The organism is Haloferula sp. (assembly GCF_049672945.1).
GTDB lineage: Bacteria > Verrucomicrobiota > Verrucomicrobiia > Verrucomicrobiales > Akkermansiaceae > Haloferula.
This window is the reverse complement of sequence record NZ_JBATWY010000228.1, coordinates 1-19541: the sequence shown is the minus strand read 5'-3', so window position 1 is coordinate 19541 and position 19541 is coordinate 1. Positions and strand designations below refer to the sequence as shown.

Annotated in this window: 15 protein-coding genes and 1 pseudogene; 8 read left to right on the top strand and 8 right to left on the bottom strand. The window is 58.1% G+C overall.

Going from position 1 to position 19541, the window contains the following annotated elements; translation table 11 throughout:
• Positions 1-216: 216 nt before the first annotated feature.
• Complete coding sequence (locus WBG04_RS20040; protein ID WP_424316497.1) at positions 217-1512, bottom strand: hypothetical protein; 1296 nt, start codon at positions 1510-1512, stop codon at positions 217-219.
• A 377-nt stretch (positions 1513-1889) separates the two neighbouring features.
• Between WBG04_RS20040 and WBG04_RS20035 the strand changes: the two genes are divergently transcribed.
• From WBG04_RS20035 to WBG04_RS20025, 3 genes are all read left to right on the top strand, one after another.
• Positions 1890-2510 (top strand): KH domain-containing protein, encoded by a 621-nt coding sequence (locus WBG04_RS20035; RefSeq protein WP_424316496.1) that lies wholly within the window; start codon positions 1890-1892, stop codon positions 2508-2510.
• Between the two features lie 127 nt (positions 2511-2637).
• Positions 2638-3528: an EamA family transporter gene (locus tag WBG04_RS20030; protein WP_424316495.1), complete on the top strand. Its 891-nt coding sequence runs from the start codon at positions 2638-2640 to the stop codon at positions 3526-3528.
• 141 nt (positions 3529-3669) lie between these two features.
• Positions 3670-11727, top strand: coding sequence for a S8 family serine peptidase (locus WBG04_RS20025; protein WP_424316494.1), 8058 nt, complete (start codon positions 3670-3672; stop codon positions 11725-11727).
• 63 nt (positions 11728-11790) lie between these two features.
• Here the strand turns inward: WBG04_RS20025 and WBG04_RS20020 are convergent, their stop codons facing one another.
• Complete coding sequence (locus WBG04_RS20020) at positions 11791-12633, bottom strand: ROK family protein (RefSeq protein ID WP_424316493.1); 843 nt, start codon at positions 12631-12633, stop codon at positions 11791-11793.
• Positions 12634-12773: 140 nt separating this feature from the next.
• Here WBG04_RS20020 and fbaA point away from each other — a divergent pair, with 140 nt between their 5' ends.
• A complete protein-coding gene (gene fbaA / locus WBG04_RS20015; protein ID WP_424316492.1) occupies positions 12774-13805 on the top strand; it encodes a class II fructose-bisphosphate aldolase in 1032 nt (343 codons plus the stop codon).
• 158 nt (positions 13806-13963) lie between these two features.
• Positions 13964-14737, top strand: coding sequence for a VC0807 family protein (locus WBG04_RS20010; RefSeq protein WP_424316491.1), 774 nt, complete (start codon positions 13964-13966; stop codon positions 14735-14737).
• A gap of 4 nt (positions 14738-14741) precedes the next feature.
• On the opposite strand, the gene WBG04_RS20005 is transcribed toward WBG04_RS20010, so the two are convergent.
• On the bottom strand, positions 14742-15026 hold the full coding sequence (locus tag WBG04_RS20005) for a 4a-hydroxytetrahydrobiopterin dehydratase (RefSeq protein ID WP_424316490.1): 285 nt from the start codon (positions 15024-15026) through the stop codon (positions 14742-14744).
• 352 nt (positions 15027-15378) lie between these two features.
• Between WBG04_RS20005 and WBG04_RS20000 the strand changes: the two genes are divergently transcribed.
• A complete protein-coding gene (locus WBG04_RS20000) occupies positions 15379-15816 on the top strand; it encodes a hypothetical protein (protein ID WP_424316489.1) in 438 nt (145 codons plus the stop codon).
• Between the two features lie 87 nt (positions 15817-15903).
• Positions 15904-16566: a L,D-transpeptidase gene (locus tag WBG04_RS19995; protein WP_424316488.1), complete on the top strand. Its 663-nt coding sequence runs from the start codon at positions 15904-15906 to the stop codon at positions 16564-16566.
• A gap of 24 nt (positions 16567-16590) precedes the next feature.
• On the opposite strand, the gene WBG04_RS19990 is transcribed toward WBG04_RS19995, so the two are convergent.
• The 5 genes from WBG04_RS19990 to WBG04_RS19970 all read right to left on the bottom strand — a co-directional run bounded on the left by WBG04_RS19990 (position 16591) and on the right by WBG04_RS19970 (position 18752).
• The gene (locus WBG04_RS19990; RefSeq protein ID WP_424316487.1) at positions 16591-17220 is read right to left on the bottom strand and encodes a LysE family translocator; all 630 of its coding nucleotides are present in this window, start codon (positions 17218-17220) and stop codon (positions 16591-16593) included.
• 22 nt (positions 17221-17242) lie between these two features.
• The gene (locus WBG04_RS19985) at positions 17243-17560 is read right to left on the bottom strand and encodes a hypothetical protein (RefSeq protein WP_424316486.1); all 318 of its coding nucleotides are present in this window, start codon (positions 17558-17560) and stop codon (positions 17243-17245) included.
• A gap of 73 nt (positions 17561-17633) precedes the next feature.
• On the bottom strand, positions 17634-18014 hold the full coding sequence (locus WBG04_RS19980) for a hypothetical protein (RefSeq protein ID WP_424316485.1): 381 nt from the start codon (positions 18012-18014) through the stop codon (positions 17634-17636).
• Positions 18015-18070: 56 nt separating this feature from the next.
• Positions 18071-18418 carry a hypothetical protein gene (locus WBG04_RS19975; RefSeq protein ID WP_424316484.1) on the bottom strand — a complete coding sequence of 116 codons (348 nt, stop codon included), beginning with the start codon at positions 18416-18418 and terminating at the stop codon, positions 18071-18073.
• 4 nt (positions 18419-18422) lie between these two features.
• Positions 18423-18752 carry a hypothetical protein gene (locus tag WBG04_RS19970; RefSeq protein ID WP_424316483.1) on the bottom strand — a complete coding sequence of 110 codons (330 nt, stop codon included), beginning with the start codon at positions 18750-18752 and terminating at the stop codon, positions 18423-18425.
• A 220-nt stretch (positions 18753-18972) separates the two neighbouring features.
• On the opposite strand from WBG04_RS19970, the pseudogene WBG04_RS19965 reads away from it, so the two are divergent.
• Positions 18973-19541: pseudogene (locus tag WBG04_RS19965) on the top strand (bifunctional aconitate hydratase 2/2-methylisocitrate dehydratase); the annotation flags it as partial.

Sequence of the window (19541 nt, the reverse complement as noted above, 5' to 3'; positions counted from 1 at the left end):
CCCCCCACGCAACTCAGGTCACTTGGCGCGAATCACGCGCGTGGACATCCCCGTTCATTGGAGGAGGTCTGTTGATCGATTATTCAAAATCGAGCCGACTCAGTGACTGGTCGACTGGTGAGGACAAGTCTTCACTCGATGCTTGGGCATGTATACCCCACTTGACATTGGGGGGCCTGGGGCATCGCAGACGTCTTTCGGGCACCGGGCCGCGAATCATTCCCGGCGGCGGCGCATCATCCCAGCAGCGAGCAGCAGCCCGGCCACGGCGCTGCTCGGCTCTGGAATGACGCTCAACATGCCCGTGGTTTCGGAGAATTGATAAGTGCCAGCGCCATTGGTCCAGACGTCTGCGGTTTCGGTGAAACCAGCAACTCTGAAGTTGCTGCCGAATGTGGTATTTGTCATGAGCACGCCTGCAATGATTGTCCACTGGTCAGACAATCCTGTGCCGGCACCGGTAAGGTCGAAGTTGAAGATCCCGTCCAAATTCAAGCTAGATGTGTTAGCTCCAATGAAGCCGTTGTTTACACCCGAAGCGTCAATGTCGAAAGTCAAAGAACCGTCCGATGCGAGGAAGATCGTGCCACTGTTTTGATTATTGATGTCGCCGGTGAAGGTGTTTGTTCCGGAGAGTGTAATGTCGCCATTACCCGTCTTGCGAAGATCACCTGTGCCAGAGATGGCACCGCTGAAGGTTGCATTAGCGCTGGCATTACCGACTGAGACTGTGCCACCACCGTTGTTTAATACAATGTTGTTGGCGATGGTTTCTGTTAAGACCGATCCGTTAGTGCCGACAATGAGTGTCGCGTCAGCCGCTGCTGTGCCGCTGAATGTCAGATCGCCTGTACTGAGTGCGCCGGATGCACCATTTGTGTCGGACATGAACACTCGAACCGAGCCGTCTTTGAACTCAAGGCCACCAGTGAAGGAACTGCCGCTGCTGTTAGCTGGGTTGCCGTTACCTGGGCGAAGCTCGACTATACCAGTGCTAGTTGATTCTATCGTGACTGCATCACCTGCGGTGCCGTCAACGAATTCTGTATTGATACGGAAAACGCCTGTGCCGTTGTGGACGATGTCGAGATCGCTGTTTAGGATCACGTCCGCATCGCCGTTGGCATCGAAAGTGCTACCCTCGGCCCATGTGATGAGACTGTTCGGATCGATGGTCACAGTCGAATTACCGCTGTCGGCTTCAAAAGTGAGATCACGAGAAACCCCGCCGTTAGCCGCCATGTTCATTACGTGAGCCCCTGGCAATGAGGTATAGGTGAGCGATCGGATCGTGCGATTATTACCTAGGAAATTCGACGCTGTATCGGCACCACCATCGTAGACAATATCGACTGTGTTGCCGAATGCGATGGTGTTGTCGGCCCAGTTTAATGCCGCGCCCCATGCGTTGTTAGATGAGTCTCCGCCATCCCATGTAAAGGTGTCCGCAGAAAGCGAGGAGGCCAGCGTCAGCGGCGCGAGAAAGAGCAGAAGGAGTGTCTTTGATTTCATTGCCGGGGTTTTCGTTTAGAAATTTGGTCGATGAATACGTCTCCGTTTTCGCGCGACTCCGGTGGCCGCAGGCTGCAAAGACGTAGACGAGGTCAATCGGTCTGGATGAAATCCACAGGAAACGTTTCCTTTTGTCATGAGACACATTCATGTGTCACGGCATGCACTGAGGGTTGATCGCCTATCACCACCGTGCCCTCCATCCACTCCCGAGAGTCTCGCGAGCGGAATTGCCATCGATCTCGCCAGGCTCCGGACCCTCGATTCGCTGTTTCCGCTCGCGGCTTGCCTTCGGGACGCCAATCGTTCAAGGTCCCAAAAAATTTCAGTAATTTTGACAATTTAGATAGATAAAAAATAAGCCTTCCCCGACGTCCATGGCCAAGCGCATTTCCGAATTCACCGATACTCTCCGGCAGATTGGCGAGATCCAGGTCACCGATTGGGATTTCATCGGTTTGCTGAACAATGACATCGATCTCGCCCAATCGCTGCGGAAGATCGGCAACCTCAAGGTCAATGACTGGGACTTCAGCACCGTGATGCCGAAGGTCCACAAGCTCGCCAACACCGAGGTCGAGTTGCCGGATGTCGTCGTCCGCGCCGCCAACTACAAAATACTCGACTGGGATTTCCGGAGCAGCTCTTCCTCGCCCAATACGACGAAGGGCACCCAAAAGCTGCCCAGCCCGGAGCAAACGGAGGCACTCAAAACCCGACTCAGCGGCTTCGTGCGATTCATGATGATGAACCTGATCAGTGAGCCCAATCACACGGAGGTCAGAATCGAGGACCTCGGCCGGGCGGTGCTACGCGTCGAAATTCTGGTGACGAAGAAGGACATCAAGGAACTGATCGGCCGTGACGGAGCCACCGCAGCTTCCATGCGAGGCATTCTGAAATCAGCGGCCGCCGCGGCTGGGTTTCACGCCCTGTTAGACATCAAGACCCACGAAGAGGCCCTCGCCACGGATCGTGCTGAGCTCAAGCCGTGCTGATCTCCCGCCTCGATCTTCAGTGCTCGTACGACTCTGGCCAATCCATCAACACAACGGTCTCCGGGCAGAAGGCGGGCAAAGAACTGAATAGCCTTCCCTTCAATCGATCACCGACTATCCCCTCCCCGTGTCCTGGCTTCTCCTTTCCGTCGCCTCCGCCCTGCTACTAGGATTCTACGACTTCTTCAAAAAGCTCGCGCTCAAGGAAAACGACGTGATGCCGGTCCTCTTCGGCAGCGTCCTTGCCTCGATGGTCGTCTGGTTGCCCTTCGCGATCTGGTCGGCCATTTCGCCCGACAGCCTGCCGCACCCATTCTTCAAGGTCTCATCCATCGGCTGGCAATCCCACGGGCTGTTGCTGACGAAGGCCGCACTCGTGGGCTCATCGTGGTTCTGCGGTTACCATGGACTGAAGACCCTGCCGCTTTCGATTGCCTCACCGATTCGGGCGACCGGCCCGCTGTGGACGATTGCCTTCGCGGTGGTGTTCTTCAGCGAATCCCCCACCCTCCGCCAGTGGTTCGGGATTGCGATGATCCTCGGGTCCTTCTTTGCCTTTACCTTCGTCGGCCGTCGCGAAGGCATCCACTTCCACCGCGACAAGGGCGTGTTCCTGATGATCGCCGCCACCCTGCTGGGCGCGATCTCCGCGCTCTACGACAAGTTCCTGCTTCAAAATGCCGGGCTATCGCCTTCCGTCGTGCAGGCCTGGTTCACCATCTATCTGGCGGTGCTGCTGGCCCCCGCAGCCATCCTCGCGAGGCGCTCACCCAAACGACGTCCCTTCCACTTCCACTGGGCCATCCCGGTGATTGGCCTGACCCTGCTGGCGGCCGACATCCTCTACTTCATCGCCATCAGTCAACCGGATGCGCTGATCTCGCTGATCTCACCCGTCCGTCGAAGCTCGGTAATCGTTTCCTTTCTACTCGGGATCTTCCTCTTCCGCGAACGCCACCTCGGAGCAAAAGCCATCTGCATCGCCGGCATCATTGGTGGAGTCATCCTACTGTCCTAGGCCGATTACAGCAACGTCCCCGAAATACCCGTTTCGGTCGATACTTGGGCAGCTCAACGAGTTGTGGCGTCGCCCCGCGATCATCACTTGTTTGAATCGAGTCCGAATGATAAACAGCCCCCGGCTGTTCAAGGCATTCGTATGCAACCCTCCCGCTTTCCTCCCCCGCTATTCAAGACCATCGGACTGCTGGCCCTTTTGTTGCTCATTTGCAGGCTGGGAGGTCTTTTCGAGATGCGCCTTGATTCCAAAAGCCCCAACACTCAGGAGGCATCTCCCTCCAAACCTCACCTGAGCATACCCGATGGACCCGATCGGCTACCGGCCCTGAAAGAGCCGGCTGCAAATGACTCAAAGCCCAAGGGAACCGAGCTTTCAAGCCAACCCGTCAGGCCTGAAGCCGTCGACACCCCCGAGGAAACTCACGCAGACCCATCCCCCAAGGGCCTCGCCGCTCTGGCTGAATTGGAGACTCGATCCGAGTGGTGGCCCGATGGCTTGCCGACTTCGGCCGGTTGGTTCCATAGGGTTCGGATCGTTCAAGCGGACTTCAAACCCCATCTGATCCGGCTGGTTGAGAATGTCCGGGTGACCGTTACTGGAGCGACGGTGGCAGTGGTCGAGAATCGCGTGCTCGATGCTGCGGCCGCGGCCCATGTGTTGATCGACTCCGCAGATCTGGACGAGGTGCCTAAGCCTCTGGAAGCCACGATCTCCCCAAGAAACCCCCACATTGCACGAGTCGGCATCCCAGACCCAGGCAATCCTCGTTCGCTGCCGAATACCCTGGAGAATCTAACAATCGCGCTTGGGCAGAGAGTTGAATCTGACCGGTTGATCGAACTTTGCGCCCTGCCTGCCGATCCGCTTGTGGGAAATGGCACGGCCTGGCATTTGGAAAATCTCGGTTTGCTCGGCGGGCAAAACGCAGGCTCAGACATCAATGCTGCGGAAGGCTGGGACCACCGGACTGATGCCAGTAACCAGATGATCGCTCTCATCGACTCCGGAACCAACCACGCCCATCCGGACCTCGCTGCCAACATCCACATATTCCAAGGAGAGACCTTTGGTGACGGCATCGACAATGATGGAAATGGCTACGCCGACGATGTCTTTGGCTACGACTTCATCGATGATGATGGCGATCCCCGGCAGGACGAAGGCCACGCCAACTACTGCGCTTTGCTGATGGGGGGCCGGGGTGACAACGGCTACGGATCGAGTGGAGTCGCTTGGAGAGCCCGGATTCTCGATTGCAGGGTGTTCAATAACATTTCGCTCGGTCTCCTGTCAGACGCCATCGACTCGATCGACTATGCCCGCGCTTCCGGAGCCCGAATCCTCAACCTCAGCTGGGCCTATCAAGGCGATGCCCCGCTCCTTGAGGATGCTCTCCGTCGATGCAACGATGAAGGCATTATCATGGTCTGCGCCTCAGGCAATTATGGCAGCCAACTGCCAGTGCCAGCACCGGCAAAACTCGATCTCCCACTGATCGTCGCGGTCGCCGCATCCAAGGCGGACAGCCGGCTCGCCGCATTCTCAAGTGTCGACCCCGCGATCGTCGATCTGGCCGCACCCGGGGCGAACCTCGCTGTGCCTTACGGCTCGTTTGTCAAGTATGTCAGCGGCACCAGCTTTTCCGCATCACTCGTCAGCGGCGCGCTCGCTCTTGCGCTCGAACACTTTCCCGATGACACCCCGTCAAGGATCATCCAGCGTCTCCACGCGACAAGCGTTCCTATTTCAGGAGGCAACTCCGCGCTTTTGAGCGGCGGAGGATTGGATCTCGGAAAATTTCTGGGAACGGCTGAGCCGGTGTTGTCTCACGACCACTTCGTTGACAGGCGAATCTTTTTGGATGCGGAAGGCTATTGGACTGGAGGCACCGAAGGAGCCGGGATCGGGTCCGTCGACGCCAGCATCTCGCCCCTGCCGACTCGTAGTATCTGGTTTGAGTGGACGGCCCGAAATGACGGCCTTCTCGCAATCAACATCGAACATCCCGAAAACTCACCGGCCGAGGTTCGTGTCTTCAAGGACATCAGCGGACTCCCCGGAAAAGAGTTGCAGAGCTTGATCGAGACGGACGAACAAACCGATGGAAATCTTTACTTCGAGGTCAAGGAAGGTGACCGGCTTTTTTGGTTGCTCAACAGCTCCTCACCGATTGAGTCGGGAATCATCCTTCGCTGGCTGCTTCCCCCCTCAAACGACAACTGGGCTGACGCGATTGAGCTCACCGGGCTTCCCTTGCGTTTCTCAGGAAACACCATTGGAGCTACGGCAGAAGATCGGGAGACCGATTCTGAAGCGCTTGAAAACCTCATTCTGAGAAGCGTTTGGTGGCGGTGGACCGCTCCCAGTTCCGCTCCTCTGGGTTTCTTCAGTGATCGTACTCATTTGGCGATTGTCCTGCCCCTGACCCCCGGAGGAAAACCTGATTTCCAAGGCTATCGGACCACTCTGATCGAAGCGGGCAAAGAATATGCCATCATGGTGGTGCCCACTTCTGAATCGGTAAAAGGCCCATTCGAGTTCGTTGCGACGACACCTGATCAGCTGGAGATTCTCGAGCAACCCAAGAGTCTCGCCGCCGTACCCGGCGAATCAGCGGAGCTATCAATCACGGTCGCCTCCAGTTCCTATCTCACTTATCGATGGTTCAAGGACGGCGAGGAAATCCCCCTGATGACGCTCGCTACCCTTCCGCTCCGCCCCGTGAGCGAACGGACTTTTGGCACCTACCATGTGGTGGTTTCCAATGGCGTGATCGAGCGCCAATCGGAGCCCGCCATCGTTTCGGTCCGCGAGGCTCCTCCCAGACTGATCACACGAACGCCGCGCTATTCTCTCATTGTAGGTCAGTCGGTAAATCTCTCGACCACCTTCCGCAGCGGATCGCCCATCACCTATGAATGGTTCAAAGGGGGTGAGCTCATCCCCGGCGAGAGCAATCCGGTGCTAACAATTCAGGACGCCGAGATTTCGGATGCCAGCACCTACCGCGTCACGGCCACCAACGCAGCGGGATCAGTTTCAACCGAGATCATTGTCGACGTGATTGAAACCCCTTGGGACGGTTGGGTGGAACGTACGCCCGGACGGCAGGGCCGCGGAGCCATTCTCGCAACCGACCAACAGGACGGCGTCCTCGTTGCCATGACCGAGACCGAGTGGCTGACTTCTACCGACGGCGGCTCCTCCTGGGAAACCGAGTCGATGCCGGATCATTTCACCGCGACCTTCGGAGCGATGCTCCCGAATGGCACGGCGCTGGTGTATGGAAAGGCCTTCAGCGGCAGCCTGCCGAAATGCTGGCGCAAACTGCCTGGCGGCAACTGGCAACCGTCACCCATCATAATCGAAGGCACTGATGGTTCATCTGAGGAAATCACCATCTACCAGCTCGAATCCTTTGGCTCAAAGTTCTACGCCGAGGCCAATGGCCGACTCCTCAAATCGTCCGACGGACTGTCTTGGGAAACCGTCACTCATCAGAGTTATCCCCAGGATAGAGTTCGAAGCCGTAAGATCCTTGCCACCCCTGAGTTCCTTTGTGTCACCACTTACGAGGAACCCTGCTTCCTGATCGACCGTGATGACGTCATGACTCCGATCCATCTGTCCAGAGGGCTTCCGGACTTCTTCCGCAATTCCGAGGGGCTTTACCTCTTCGGCTACGGTGACGGCCCCCTATTCGTTCCACACGATGGAGTTTCCGAAGCAAGCATCACCGAATCACTGCCGTGGATTTCCGGTGGCTTCGTTGTGGGAACGGATCAGGACGGATTTTTCTCCGGACTTTCCGCCGACGAACAGGTGATCATTTCCACCCACGGCGAACCTCTCAGAGGACGCTCGGCAGGCATTTCATCCTGGTCATTCGATGGCACGAACTGGCTGGCAGGATTCTTCGACGGCACGATCTGGACCGGCACCGACCCGCGGGAAATCCAAGCGTCCCAAACTGTCGCGTCCGGAAACCCCAAGCTCGTCGGCCTGAATGGCGAGTATTTCTTTAACAGCTACCCGGATGTTCAGCATCAATCGTCAGACGGAACCCACTGGCACAAGCACGGGCCGGTCAGCCCGGCGATCTATGGAAAATTCGGCGGGTTCCTGATCCAGGAAAATCCCGACCCCGTGCCCAACGCTCGTCGGCTGGGCAGCGCATCCTACTCCATACCAATTTCGGGCCCTCACGACCGCTTTGTCCTCGATTCGTTCAAGACCCCCTACGGGATTCTGACCGGAACCTCCGGCCCCAACTACTGGCCTCTCACCCACCACCACGTGGAAGGCAGCGAAGTCCTCAGCGAAGTCCTGCCTCTGGAGTCACCGGGAATCGATGCAAGAATCTTCAATTCGGTTTTTTCTGATAACCAATGGTTTCTCTATGGGCGGTCGCGCTTCGAGAAATTCGTGGCTCGCTCGTCAGACGGGGTGAACTGGAGCTACCCGAATGGCATTCAGAACTGCCTCATCGGCTACCGGCCTGGACAATTCATCGCCCTTGAGAACACGACCCGCGGCTTTATTTCTCCGGATGGAATCACCTGGGCGCCGACCCTTCTCTCGGGGCTGGAGGAGCTGCCCCAGGCCATCCACCATCTTGAAGGATTCTTCCTTGCTCAGGTCGGCAAGCGCCTGTTCACCAGCGAAGATGGAATTGCCTGGTCCGAAGCATCGGCTCCTGAGCCGGCGGCAAAGATCGCGACGAACGGTCTGGGGCTGGTTCTTGAAACTACAGGTGGCTCGCTCTACCAGCCAGGCGGCCAGACCTCTTCCGGGCCCTGGATTGAACTTCCCGAAGCGCTACGCATCACCACCGTGCCGCTCCGCCAGAGGCTCTACTACGAAGTCGAGGCGGGAGACGAAGACGGGGATCTGATTTCGGTCGAGTGCCGGGTGAACGATGTGCTCCTGGCCACACTCACATCGCCTCCCTATCGTTTCTCGATTTCGCCGGATGAGTCTGGCGACCACGCCATTGAGTTTTCCGCTCGTGACAGCCACGGACGCATCGCTCGAACCACTGCCACCCTTCGGGCGCAGGCGATCGGAGTGGCCTCTGGCGGGTTCTTCGCTTTGCCTGCCGACATTCACATCTCTCAGTTCCACGACCGCTACTATGCGGTCTATGCTTCAGTGCTCTGGAGTTCGACTGATGGTGATCGATGGACGCAAACCGGACTGACAGGGATCGTGGTGAACAACCTTCTCACGGATGATCGAGCCCTACTTGCCACCACGACTACGGGTCTCATGGTCAGTATCGACGGAGTAAGCTGGGTCGAACTCTCGGGTCTAACAGGCACCAACATCGTGAGTCGCCCCGAGGGATTCTATTTCGGAAGCAACTCCGCGAATTGGTTCTCGCCCGATGGACTCCACTGGTCACCGACCGAGCGCCCGTTTCCCGGAAGTCAGGGGAGTCTCGCCCACTGGGTTGATGACGACTTCGGCTTTGTCGACGGGCTTTTCACTTTGGACGGTGGCTTGAACTGGTTCCCTGTTCAGGATCCACCCAGCTACTACGGCTCGGAAGTCGTCGCCATGGATGGTTATTTCCTGATAACCGGTAGGTCCACTGACCTCGGCCCGGACGGAGGCCACGGACTCTATCGCCTGGATCGAGGTTCTCCCAGATTCGTGCAGATTTTTCCAAACGAACGGTGGGATACCAAGGTCATGCTGACAAAAGGGACCAGCCGCGCGTTCTATGGCGTCGCCGGCGTGTTCCTTAAATCCAGCGAAGACGGGGTCACGTGGGCCGATCATACGCCCATGCCGAACACTTATCGCCCGCGACTTGTCCGGGTAGGCTCCCAATGGATGGCCATCTCAGCCGACAAGATCTGCTCATCGGAAGACCTGACGAACTGGGAGGTCCTCTTCGACTTCAATGACTCGCCCGGCGGAGGGCCGTGGGGGGTCAGCGACTACATCTTCCATCTCCAGCCGCGCCCCGACGGTGGGCTGATGATGACCGCCTCATCCTGGCCATTCCTCAATCGAAGCCTCTTGATTCATCCGGACAAAACGATCCGCTGGGCAGAAGACGAAGTGGATCAGACCGGCTCCGATGACGATGTCGTCGGGCTCAACTACGGGCCCCTGGGTACGGGTATTCGGTTCAAGGACAAAACACTCGTTTATGGGCCCTGGATTCATGTCAGCGAAGACCATGGCCGATCGTGGACACGCGCCTATCTGAGACCTGATGAGAACTTCGATACCAGTCCCTACATCTTGCAGAACTGGCCAATGCGGGGAGATGACTCGTGGTTTGGGGCCATTCGCCATGCGGCGGCAGGCACCGAGCTTTTTCTCGCATTCACTTCATCCCGAATCTGGGAGAGCCATGACGGAATCAACTTCACCGTCCGTGAGTGGGACGCGCCGATCCCCGCGTCCGAAATCATTTCCCTGACCGCAGGAAGTGACGGCTTCCTTGCCTTGGCCACGGAAGGTCGGGTCATGTTTTCCGAGGATGGCAATGACTGGACCCTAACAACCCTCGACCCGGATCTCGAACTTAAGAAAGCCATACGTCACAACGGTACTTGGCAGGCGTATGGCGCCACGCCCTATAAGAGTTCCTACCCGACCGTTGACTACGGAGTCGCCCAGCGATGGTCTTCACCCGACGGCATCGTTTGGACAAAGGCATGGGACAAGGTGAGAACGAACTACTACAGATCGGATTGGAAGGCACCGTTTTCGGCTTTCGGCAAAGCCTGGATCTGGGTCCACGATGGCGGGTGGTTCATGTCCGAGAACGGCACGGACTGGCTGCCGGATCCAATGATCGAATCAATCACTTCAGAGTGGACGATCCGTGGAGAACACCCGGACGGCTTTCTGGCCTCATCATATCCTAGGAATACTGCGATTCTCGACCGGCAATCGGGTGAGGTCCTTCGTGAAATCACTCTGGCAAGCTCGTTCGATGACGTCGTCTGGATCGATGGCTGGCCTTTTCTCAAAACGGCAGGAAGGATGCTCGAATGGATCGAAGAAGATCCTCGCCTGATTTCCGTGCACAGCGAATCCGGTGAATACGGCGTTGGAGAAACCCTAACGGTTGATGTCGGCGCGACTGAACTCCCTGCAAATACCGTGCTTCGTTTTCTACTCAATCCGGGAAACCTCATCCTCGATGGCGATGAGATCGCCATCGGAAGCAGCCCATGGATTTCTGGAAACCCGGTGGACGATCAAACCAGAAGATTCTCGCTACCTCTGCCACCGACACTTCAGGCAGGGACTTTTCAAGTGATTGTCCAACTCCAACTCGATCCCAAGGCGAGGGATGGCGGACACCAGAATAACTCGCTTGGATCGATTCAACATGGGATCGAAGTGCCAGGCTTCGAGATGCGTGTTACGAAATCCGGCGAAGGCCACGTGGAAAGCAGCGACTCCCGTCAGCTCTACCCGAAAGGTGCCAGCGTCGATCTTTCGGCAGTTCCGGCACAGGGCTATGTCTTCGAGTCGTGGCAGGGAGATATGGCTTCAACCCAATCGAACATCGATCTGGTCATGGATGGCGACAAGGAACTCTCGCTCTCCTTTAGATCGGCTTGGTCCATACGGATCAAGAGCATCGGTGGCGGTGAGGTCGAGGGCGCTCCCGCGTCGCTGATGCTTGAGAACGGCCGATCGCTCACCCTATCCGCAAACCCGCTGGAGGGATGGGAATTCGACTGCTGGCAAGTCGACGGAGCCAGAATTGAATCGAATCCGCTAAGCTTTAAAGCCACCCGTGACCAGCTCATCTCGGCCTGCTTCAAACCCGATCTCAACCAGCGACGGGCAACTGCCTTTGATAGCACGCCTCCGACGATCAGCCGCGATTGGAGCAGTGACCCCGATCACGACGGCATGACGACCTGGCTGGAACTCCTCCTTGGTCAATCCCCGACCACCCCCAGCCCGCCACCTCTCAAAGCCATCGGCACGGCTCCACGCCTCAGGTATCTTTTCAAAAGGCCTCAATCGACCGACCCCTCAATCTGGCCTGAATTCATGACACCTTCGAGCCCATGGAGTCGGGAGGCTCCGACTGGCATTTCAATCCGGACACTGCTGGTTACCGCAGGGATCGAAACCATCGAAGTCACGATCGACACGACAGCGACGAGCTCAACATTCCTGCGATTGAGATATCTGGAACGCACGGACCCGTGATCCTGCAGTGCGGACCGACTGGCATTACGAGCGGGAGATCGAAGGCCAAAAGTTTACCCGCTCCTAAGATCCCACCAGCAACAACGCACCGCGAATCCCCGCTTGCTGACCGTACTTTGGAGGTACGACAAACGGAGTATTCTCTTCCAAGGCGGCGAAGTAGCCCTTGGCGCGTGCTCTCAACTTTTCCTCAACCTGTGCATGGAAGCCGGGTGCCTGGGAGACTCCCCCACCAATGACCACGCGCGCCGGATTGACGGAAGCCAGCAGGGTCATGCAGGCCTCGGCCAGGTAGTGAGTCTCAAATTCCCAGGCCTTGGCATCATCCAACAAGTCCTTCGGTTCCTTCCCCCAGCGTTTCGTCATCGCCGGTCCACTGGCCAGACCTTCCAGACAATCGCCATGAAACGGACAGACTCCGGCAAAATCATCGCCGGGTGCCCGGCGCGGAAACCAGTGACCGAATTCCGAGTGCACCGCCCCGTGCAGCAGCTTGCCATCGGCCATCACACCGCCGCCAATGCCGGTGCCGATGGTGATGTAGGCGATGTCTTCGAAACCTTCCGCCTCTGCGAGGACCGCGGCATTGACATCGGTTTCCAGCACGACCCGGACATCCGGAAAGGCCGATTCAAGGGCCCCAATGATCGAAAAACCTGCCCAGCCCGGTTTCGGCGTCTGAAGCATCTGACCGTAGTCGGCGCGAGCCTTGTTCACGCTCACGGGCCCGAACGCCGCCACCCCGACCGCCGTCGCCTCGCCCCGCTCCCGCAGCCAATCAATTGCTACCTTAAATGTCTCTTCGCCATGCGTCGTCGGGAATCGAAACTCATCCACAACCGTGCCATCCGCCTGCCCTACGGCCACCACGGTCTTGGTGCCGCCCATCTCAATTCCTGCGATCATGCCCCATTGCATGACCACCAAGATCGCCCATGCCAAGGTCGAAGTCCCACCCTACCCTTGAGATCCCTTAAGTTTTCACCCGGAAACGACATAAAGTCCGCCTTGCGCCCCGGCATCCGAACCGCTACGCCAAGCCCGTCATGCCAGTCGCAACTCCTGCTCAATACGCCGCCATGCTCGATGCCGCCCAGAAGGGTGGATACGCCTATCCTGCAATCAACGTGACCTCGCTCACCACCATCAACGGTGCGCTCAAGGCTTTTGCCGAAGCCAAATCGGACGGCATCATCCAGGTCTCCACCGGCGGCGGCGAGTTCGCTTCCGGCACCGCCGTCAAGGACGCCGCCTTCGGTGCGATCATCCTTGCTGAAGCCTGCCACGCACTCGCCGAGAAATACGACGTGCTCATCGGGCTCCATACCGACCACTGCCACCCGGCCAAGGTCGACAGCTTCCTCAAGCCCCTCCTTCAAGCTTCCCGCGAGCGGATCGCCGCCGGCAAGGGCCCTCTCTTCCAATCGCACATGTTCGACGGTTCCGTCGTCGACCTCGACGAGAACCTCAAGATCTCCAAAGAGCTTCTCAAGGAGTGCGCCGAACTCGGCATCATCCTCGAAGTCGAAGCCGGCTGCGTCGGTGGTGAAGAAGATGGTCACGACACTTCCGGCCTGCCGATCGAAAAGCTCTACACGACTCCTGAAGACATGCTCGAAGTTTACGAGACGCTGCAGCCCATCGGCCGCTTCATGTTTGCCGCCACCTTCGGCAACGTCCACGGCGCCTACAAGCCAGGCGCGGTGAAGCTCAAGCCGACCATCCTTCGCGACGGTCAGAAGGTCGTCATGGACAAGCACGGCGCCAGCGCGGAAATGGACCTCGTTTTCCACGGCGGTTCCGGCACTTCCAGCCAAGACCTCCAGGAAACGCTCGATTACGGCGTCGTGAAGATGAACATCGACACCGACACCCAGTATGCCTTCACCCGTCCAATCGTCACCCACATGTGCGAGAACATCGAAGGTGTGCTCAAGATCGACGGCGAAGTCGGAGCCAAGAAAGTTTACGACCCGCGCTCTTATCTCAAGAAGGGTGAGCAAAGCCTCTGCGACCGCATGAAGCAGGCCTGCGACGAACTCAAGTCGACCGGCAACACCATCTTCGGCACCGTCTAGGGAGTGGCGCTCTCCCGAGTGCCATGAGTGGGCAAGGCGGCTTTCCAGCCGCTCGACGCCAGTCATCCTTCAAGCGGAGTTCCCCACGGAGCTCCGCTTTTTTCTGATCCTCGGCTTCCCCATCCGCCCGCAGCCTGCTTGTCTCCCTGCCAGATTCCATGTCGCAGCAAACCCACCAGGAACACCCCCTTGCCAATATCCTGATCAACGTCCTGATCCCGGTGCTGATCCTCAGCTACCTGAGCAAGGACCCCGCTCTTCAGGAACAGCTCGGCAAGGAAGCCAAACCGTGGCACATCGGCCCGCTCAACGCGATCATCGTCGCGCTCGCGCTGCCGCTCGGCTACGGCATCTGGCACTTCGCCAAAACCCGGAAGTTCAACTTTTTCTCCGGCCTCGGCCTCTTTTCCGTGATGCTCACCGGCGGGCTGACCCTTTACCTCTGGAACAAGGATGGCTCGGTCAAGGAACACGCCGGCATCCTCTTCGGCATCAAGGAAGGCGCCATCCCGCTCGCTCTCGGAGTCGCTGTGCTGCTTTCCCAAAAATCCGCCACGCCGCTACTCAACGTCTTCCTCTACAACGATTCACTCTTCGACATCCCGAAGATCGAAAAAACCGTCGCCGAGAAAAACGCAGAAGCCAGCTACAGCGGAGTCATCAAACAAGCCACCCATCTCTTCGCGGCTTCCTTCTTCATCAGCTCGGTGCTGAACGTCCTGCTTTCGCTCTGGTTCTTCCGCGGCTTCGACCGCACCGCCGCCGACGCCCTCGAAGTGTACAACGGCATCATCGGCAAACTCACCGGCTGGGGCTTCGCCGTCATCGGCGTGCCGCTCCTCATCTTCCTGTTCTTTACCCTCAAGAAGCTACTCAAGGGCCTCAGTCATGTGACCGGCCTGAAGGACGACGAGCTGATGCTTCCCCGCTAGCGCTTCAATCCACCAGATTGTCCACCCGCTGCGCCAACTCGAGGTCGGCTTCGGTGACACCTCCGGCATCGTGCGTGGTCAGGCTGATCGTCACCCGGTTGTAATTGATCGTAATGTCCGGGTGATGCTGGGCCTCCTCGGCCACCTCCGCCAGCAGGTTGACGAAATCAATACCATCCATGAATTCTTCGAATTCAATCGATCGGGTAATGGTTTTCCCTTCGATATCCCATTCAGGACACTTCTTCAGGGCGGACTCCAGTTCGTTTTCGTCAAGTAGGTCGGACATTCGATCAATAGGCTACGGACGAAGACTGAGCGCTCTCCTTCCGCCTTGGCAAGCGTGTTTCCCCAAGCCTGCAAGTAGGGCGATCAAGTTAGGGGAAAATCCAGCTCCCATTGAGTTTTGTCGGACCAGGATGGATAGGACTCTGGAGTCATTGTCCTCAGTTTTAGGCCAGAATCGGAGCTCACTCATCAAGATGATCAGATTCCGTTGCTTTCATCCTACCTATCCTATCCATCCTGGTCCGATTTCTTCCCTGGCTTGATCGCCCCAAGCCTGCAAGTTGCCCGCCAATCTGCCAACCAGCCGCGTCGGGGAAGTTGCACCAAACGCATTCCGAGGCCATGATCCCGGTATGTTGATCCGTTTTGGCCTCCTCTGCATTGTCGCCATCCTCGGTGCCTGCGCCCCTTCCACCCCCGAAACGCGCATCGCCCAGAGCCCAGAGAATTTCTCGAGACTCAGTAGCGAAGACCAGGCACTCATCAGGCAGGGGAAAATCCAGAGCGGCATGAGCCCCGAAGCGGTCTATTACGCATGGGGAAGACCCGCCCGCGAAATGGCTGGCGCGGATGAAAATGCCACCACGCTCCGCTGGGACTACGCCGGTTCGACGCCGATCTACACGACGAATGTCTATGGAGCCTACTACGGCGGTGGATACGGATACTTTGGCCGCCGCTATCCCCGCTACGGCTATGCCGTGGCACCCCAGGTGACTTATGTTCCCTATCGAAGAGCTTCCGTCTGGTTCATCAATAACCGGGTCAGCAAATGGGAACGCGTTCAATGAAACCATGACCTGCTCAAGTCGAATTCAGAGCCTCCACGCCGCGCGACTTGTCTCCTTCTGAGTTCTGACCTAACCCAGACCTCGCTGATGAAGTTCCTCCTGCCCATTCTCGCAGCACTCGCCCTGCCTTCATGCACGACGCCTGCGAATCAACCTTCGGGACTCGATGTCTACAACGCCTACGATCGTCCTGCCAGCAGGCCATCCGATCCGTCAGCTGTTAGAGTCAAGGTTTCAACTTCCCGCCAGCGAGTCTATGTCATGGAGGGCTCGAAACCCCTGCTGGTCATGCCAGTCTCCGTCGGCACCTCCGAAACGCCCACCCCGCTTGGCGACTTCCGTATTCTCAAGAAAGACCGGACCAAGCGCTCGCCCGGGCTCGGCTTCGTCTCCTCCGGCGACCGAATCAAGAAATCCACGCTGGCAAAAAGGCCTGCCGGCTGGTCGTTCAAAGGCATGCCCCTTCCCTACTGGGTCGAGTTGAAGCCCGGCTTCGGATTCCATACCGGCTGGATCAAGCATATCCCATGCACCGATGGCTCCATCCGCATGCACCGCAACGTCGCTCCGAAGTTCTACGAGATCGTCAGTATTGGAACTCCGGTCAACATCGCCGTGAGCCAGCCCGAAGATGGAAAATACGGAAGCATCCCGCTTCCCCCAGACGCCGGACCGCTGCCGGACTATCCCCACTCTTATTATCTAACAGAAAAGCCCTTCACCGATCATCAGGCACCGGTCTTCGAATAGCCTCCCCATCTCAGGAACGCAGGCTCACAGCACCCCAACAACGATCTTCACCGCAAGGCCGATCATGGCCACCCCGAAGGCGAGCATGATCCATGGTCCGGCCCTGCGATAGGCCTCTTTGACTGGTCCTGCCTGCAATACCAGCGCCCAGAGAGCCCAAAGCGTCAGCCCCTCGATGACCACGATCGCCCACAGCGCCCATGGCCACCAGCCAGGCCGCTCTCCCGCAAGAAAAGGCGTCACCACCGCCGCCAAGAACACCACGACCTTGGGGTTGAATAGATTGCAGAGTAGACCTTGAACAAACGCTCCTTTCTTGCTGCTCGGCTTCACCTCTTCATAGCGCGCGCCCGAATACACGTGAACGAACCACTCCCTGAGCATCTGGTAAGCGAGCCACGCGAGATACACCGCCGCCAACCAGTGCATGCCTTCGCGCAGCCACGCGGAACGTTCAAAAACCACCGCCATCCCGGTAATCGCCAGCGCCGCGTGGAAAGTCAGACCCGTGGCAATCCCCGAGGCCATCAGCACCCCGCTCCGCGCGCCCTCTTTCAGCGCCGTCCGCGTCAGCAACAGCATGTCGGGACCCGGACTGAATTGCCCAAGCGCCAGCACACCGGCAAAAGCCATCAACTCAAGCGGAGCATTCATGCCGGAGCCCTGCCATCGCCCGTCATGCCCCCGATTCTCCGGCTTTCACTGCCAGGATATAGGCTTCGACCGCTTCCTCATCGGCAGCACTGATGCCCGAATTCCAAGCCATTCCCGGAAGGACGATATGCCAGTCCTCCTGCGAAATATCCGCCGGCATCATCGCTTCGTGGCAGCGGGTGCAATCAGAGAGATACACAGCCCGTCCGCGCTTCAGGGTCTCAAGCGATGCCCCACTCGATTTCGCCATCGCCCCATCCGGCACCGGTGGCAAGGCCGACGGCACCGCACATCCGGCCAGCACCGCGACTGCAAACCAAACTGCGATCCGCTCTTTCATCACTCCTATGATCTATCAGACTACCTCATTCCCTACAAGCTCCCTCAACGAGGTCCTTCAAAAAGCCACAAGCTCAGCCCTCAAGCTTCTTCACCCCCAGCACATACGACAAGACCGCGCTCTCATCAGCCGGTTGCAAGCCAGCGTGCCTGATCATCTTTGGCATCGCGTCTTCCAGCTCGTCCTCAAAAAAATCCTTGGGAATCATGTAGGTGTGACACTGCCCGCAATGCAGCATGTAGGTCGAATGACCGTGCTGGAGCTGCTCGAGTGGCGTCCCGCTCGCCCGCGCCATTTCCGGCGATGGATTGGGCACTTCGGAAATGCCTCCGACCGCTCCGTCGTCCGTGATATCCCCCATCTCGCCACTCGCGGCACCGGATCCCCCGCCCGTCCCGCAGGAAACCACGAGTGACAAACAAGCCAGCGAGATCAGAGCGTTTGCGATCGACATGCCCGAGAGCGTAGGGATCGGACATGCCTGCCTCAACCCCGGACTTCTCCCTTCGATCATTCCTTCGATGCCGCCCGCAGGTAATCGATAACCGCCTCCTCGCTCGAAGCGCTCAGCCCGACATTCCAGGACATCCCTCGCATCGTCGGATGCCAGCTCGGATCTTCGGAATCCACCGGGATTCTCACGCCATGGCACTCGATGCAGTTGGCCATGAACACCCGATATCCCTCCCTGAGAGACGCCAATGACTTTCCGGAGCGCTGCGCCATCTCCGGGCTCGGAATCGGCGCCACCGCCTTGGTTTCGAGCACCCGCATCGGGTCGTCCGGCAGCGCATCCGGTGCCCCGGATTGACACCCCGCCAGAGAGACCAGCATCAAAAACGACAGGAATTTCTTCACGGGATCAATGCTCGAGGTTCAATCCGTGAACGGTTCCGTGGGCCGCCATCAGATAGATCAGCACGTCGGTCTGCTGGCTTTCGTTGAGTTCCGCATTCTTCGCCATATGGGGAATGATCGACCGCCAACCCTCGGGATCGACCGCTTCGGGAAGCACCCGCTCATGACAATGATGGCAGTTCGCCAGATACATTTCCCGCCCGCGTTCCAACTGAGCCTGCTCGACCCCCATCTCCAGTGCCATTTCCGGAGTCGCCTCGGGAATCGGATCCGAAACCAAACCACAGCCTGCCAGCAATAAAACGGCACCGAAAATGCTCTTTCCCCCACACATGGCACGACGCTAGCCCTCTCAATCCCAGCGGGCAATCGCCAAGAACCATCATTCTTTGACTTTTTCCCGCTCATTCCTAATCTCCCGCCCCTGTCCCGGAGGGAGTTGCCCCAGAACCCTTCAACCTTCAGACTCTCGACTGACTTTGGAAACCCTGCGCACATTTTGCTCTCACTCCGCGCCGACCAATCCACTGACCATTTTTCCCCACTGATTGAACATGAGCTTGTATCAGGAATACCTTGAGGAGATCGAGGCCCGCAAAACCGAAAGTCTGCATCCCAAACCGATCGACAGCGGCGAGCTGCTTGCCGAAATCATCGCGCAAATCAAAGACCCCGCGAACGAGCATCGGAAGGAGTCTCTCAGTTTCCTGATCTACAACACCCTTCCCGGCACCACCAGCGCCGCCGGCGAGAAGGCCCGATTCCTCGAGGAAATCATCCTCGGCACATCCGTCGCGGAGGAAATCACCCCGACTTTCGCCTTCGAGCTACTCTCCCACATGAAGGGCGGAGCCTCCATCGAGGTCCTCCTCAATCTCGCGCTCGGCGAAAATGCCGACATCGCTCAACAGGCCGCCGAAGTCCTCAAGACCCAGGTTTTCCTCTACGATGCCGACACCGCCCGCCTCGAAGCCGCCTTCAAAGCCGGCAACCCCATCGCCAAGGACATCCTCGAAAGCTACGCCGCCGCCGAGTTCTTCACCAAACTCCCCGACGTCCCCGAAGAGGTCCAGATCGTCACCTTCATCGCCGGTGAAGGCGACATCTCCACCGACCTCCTTTC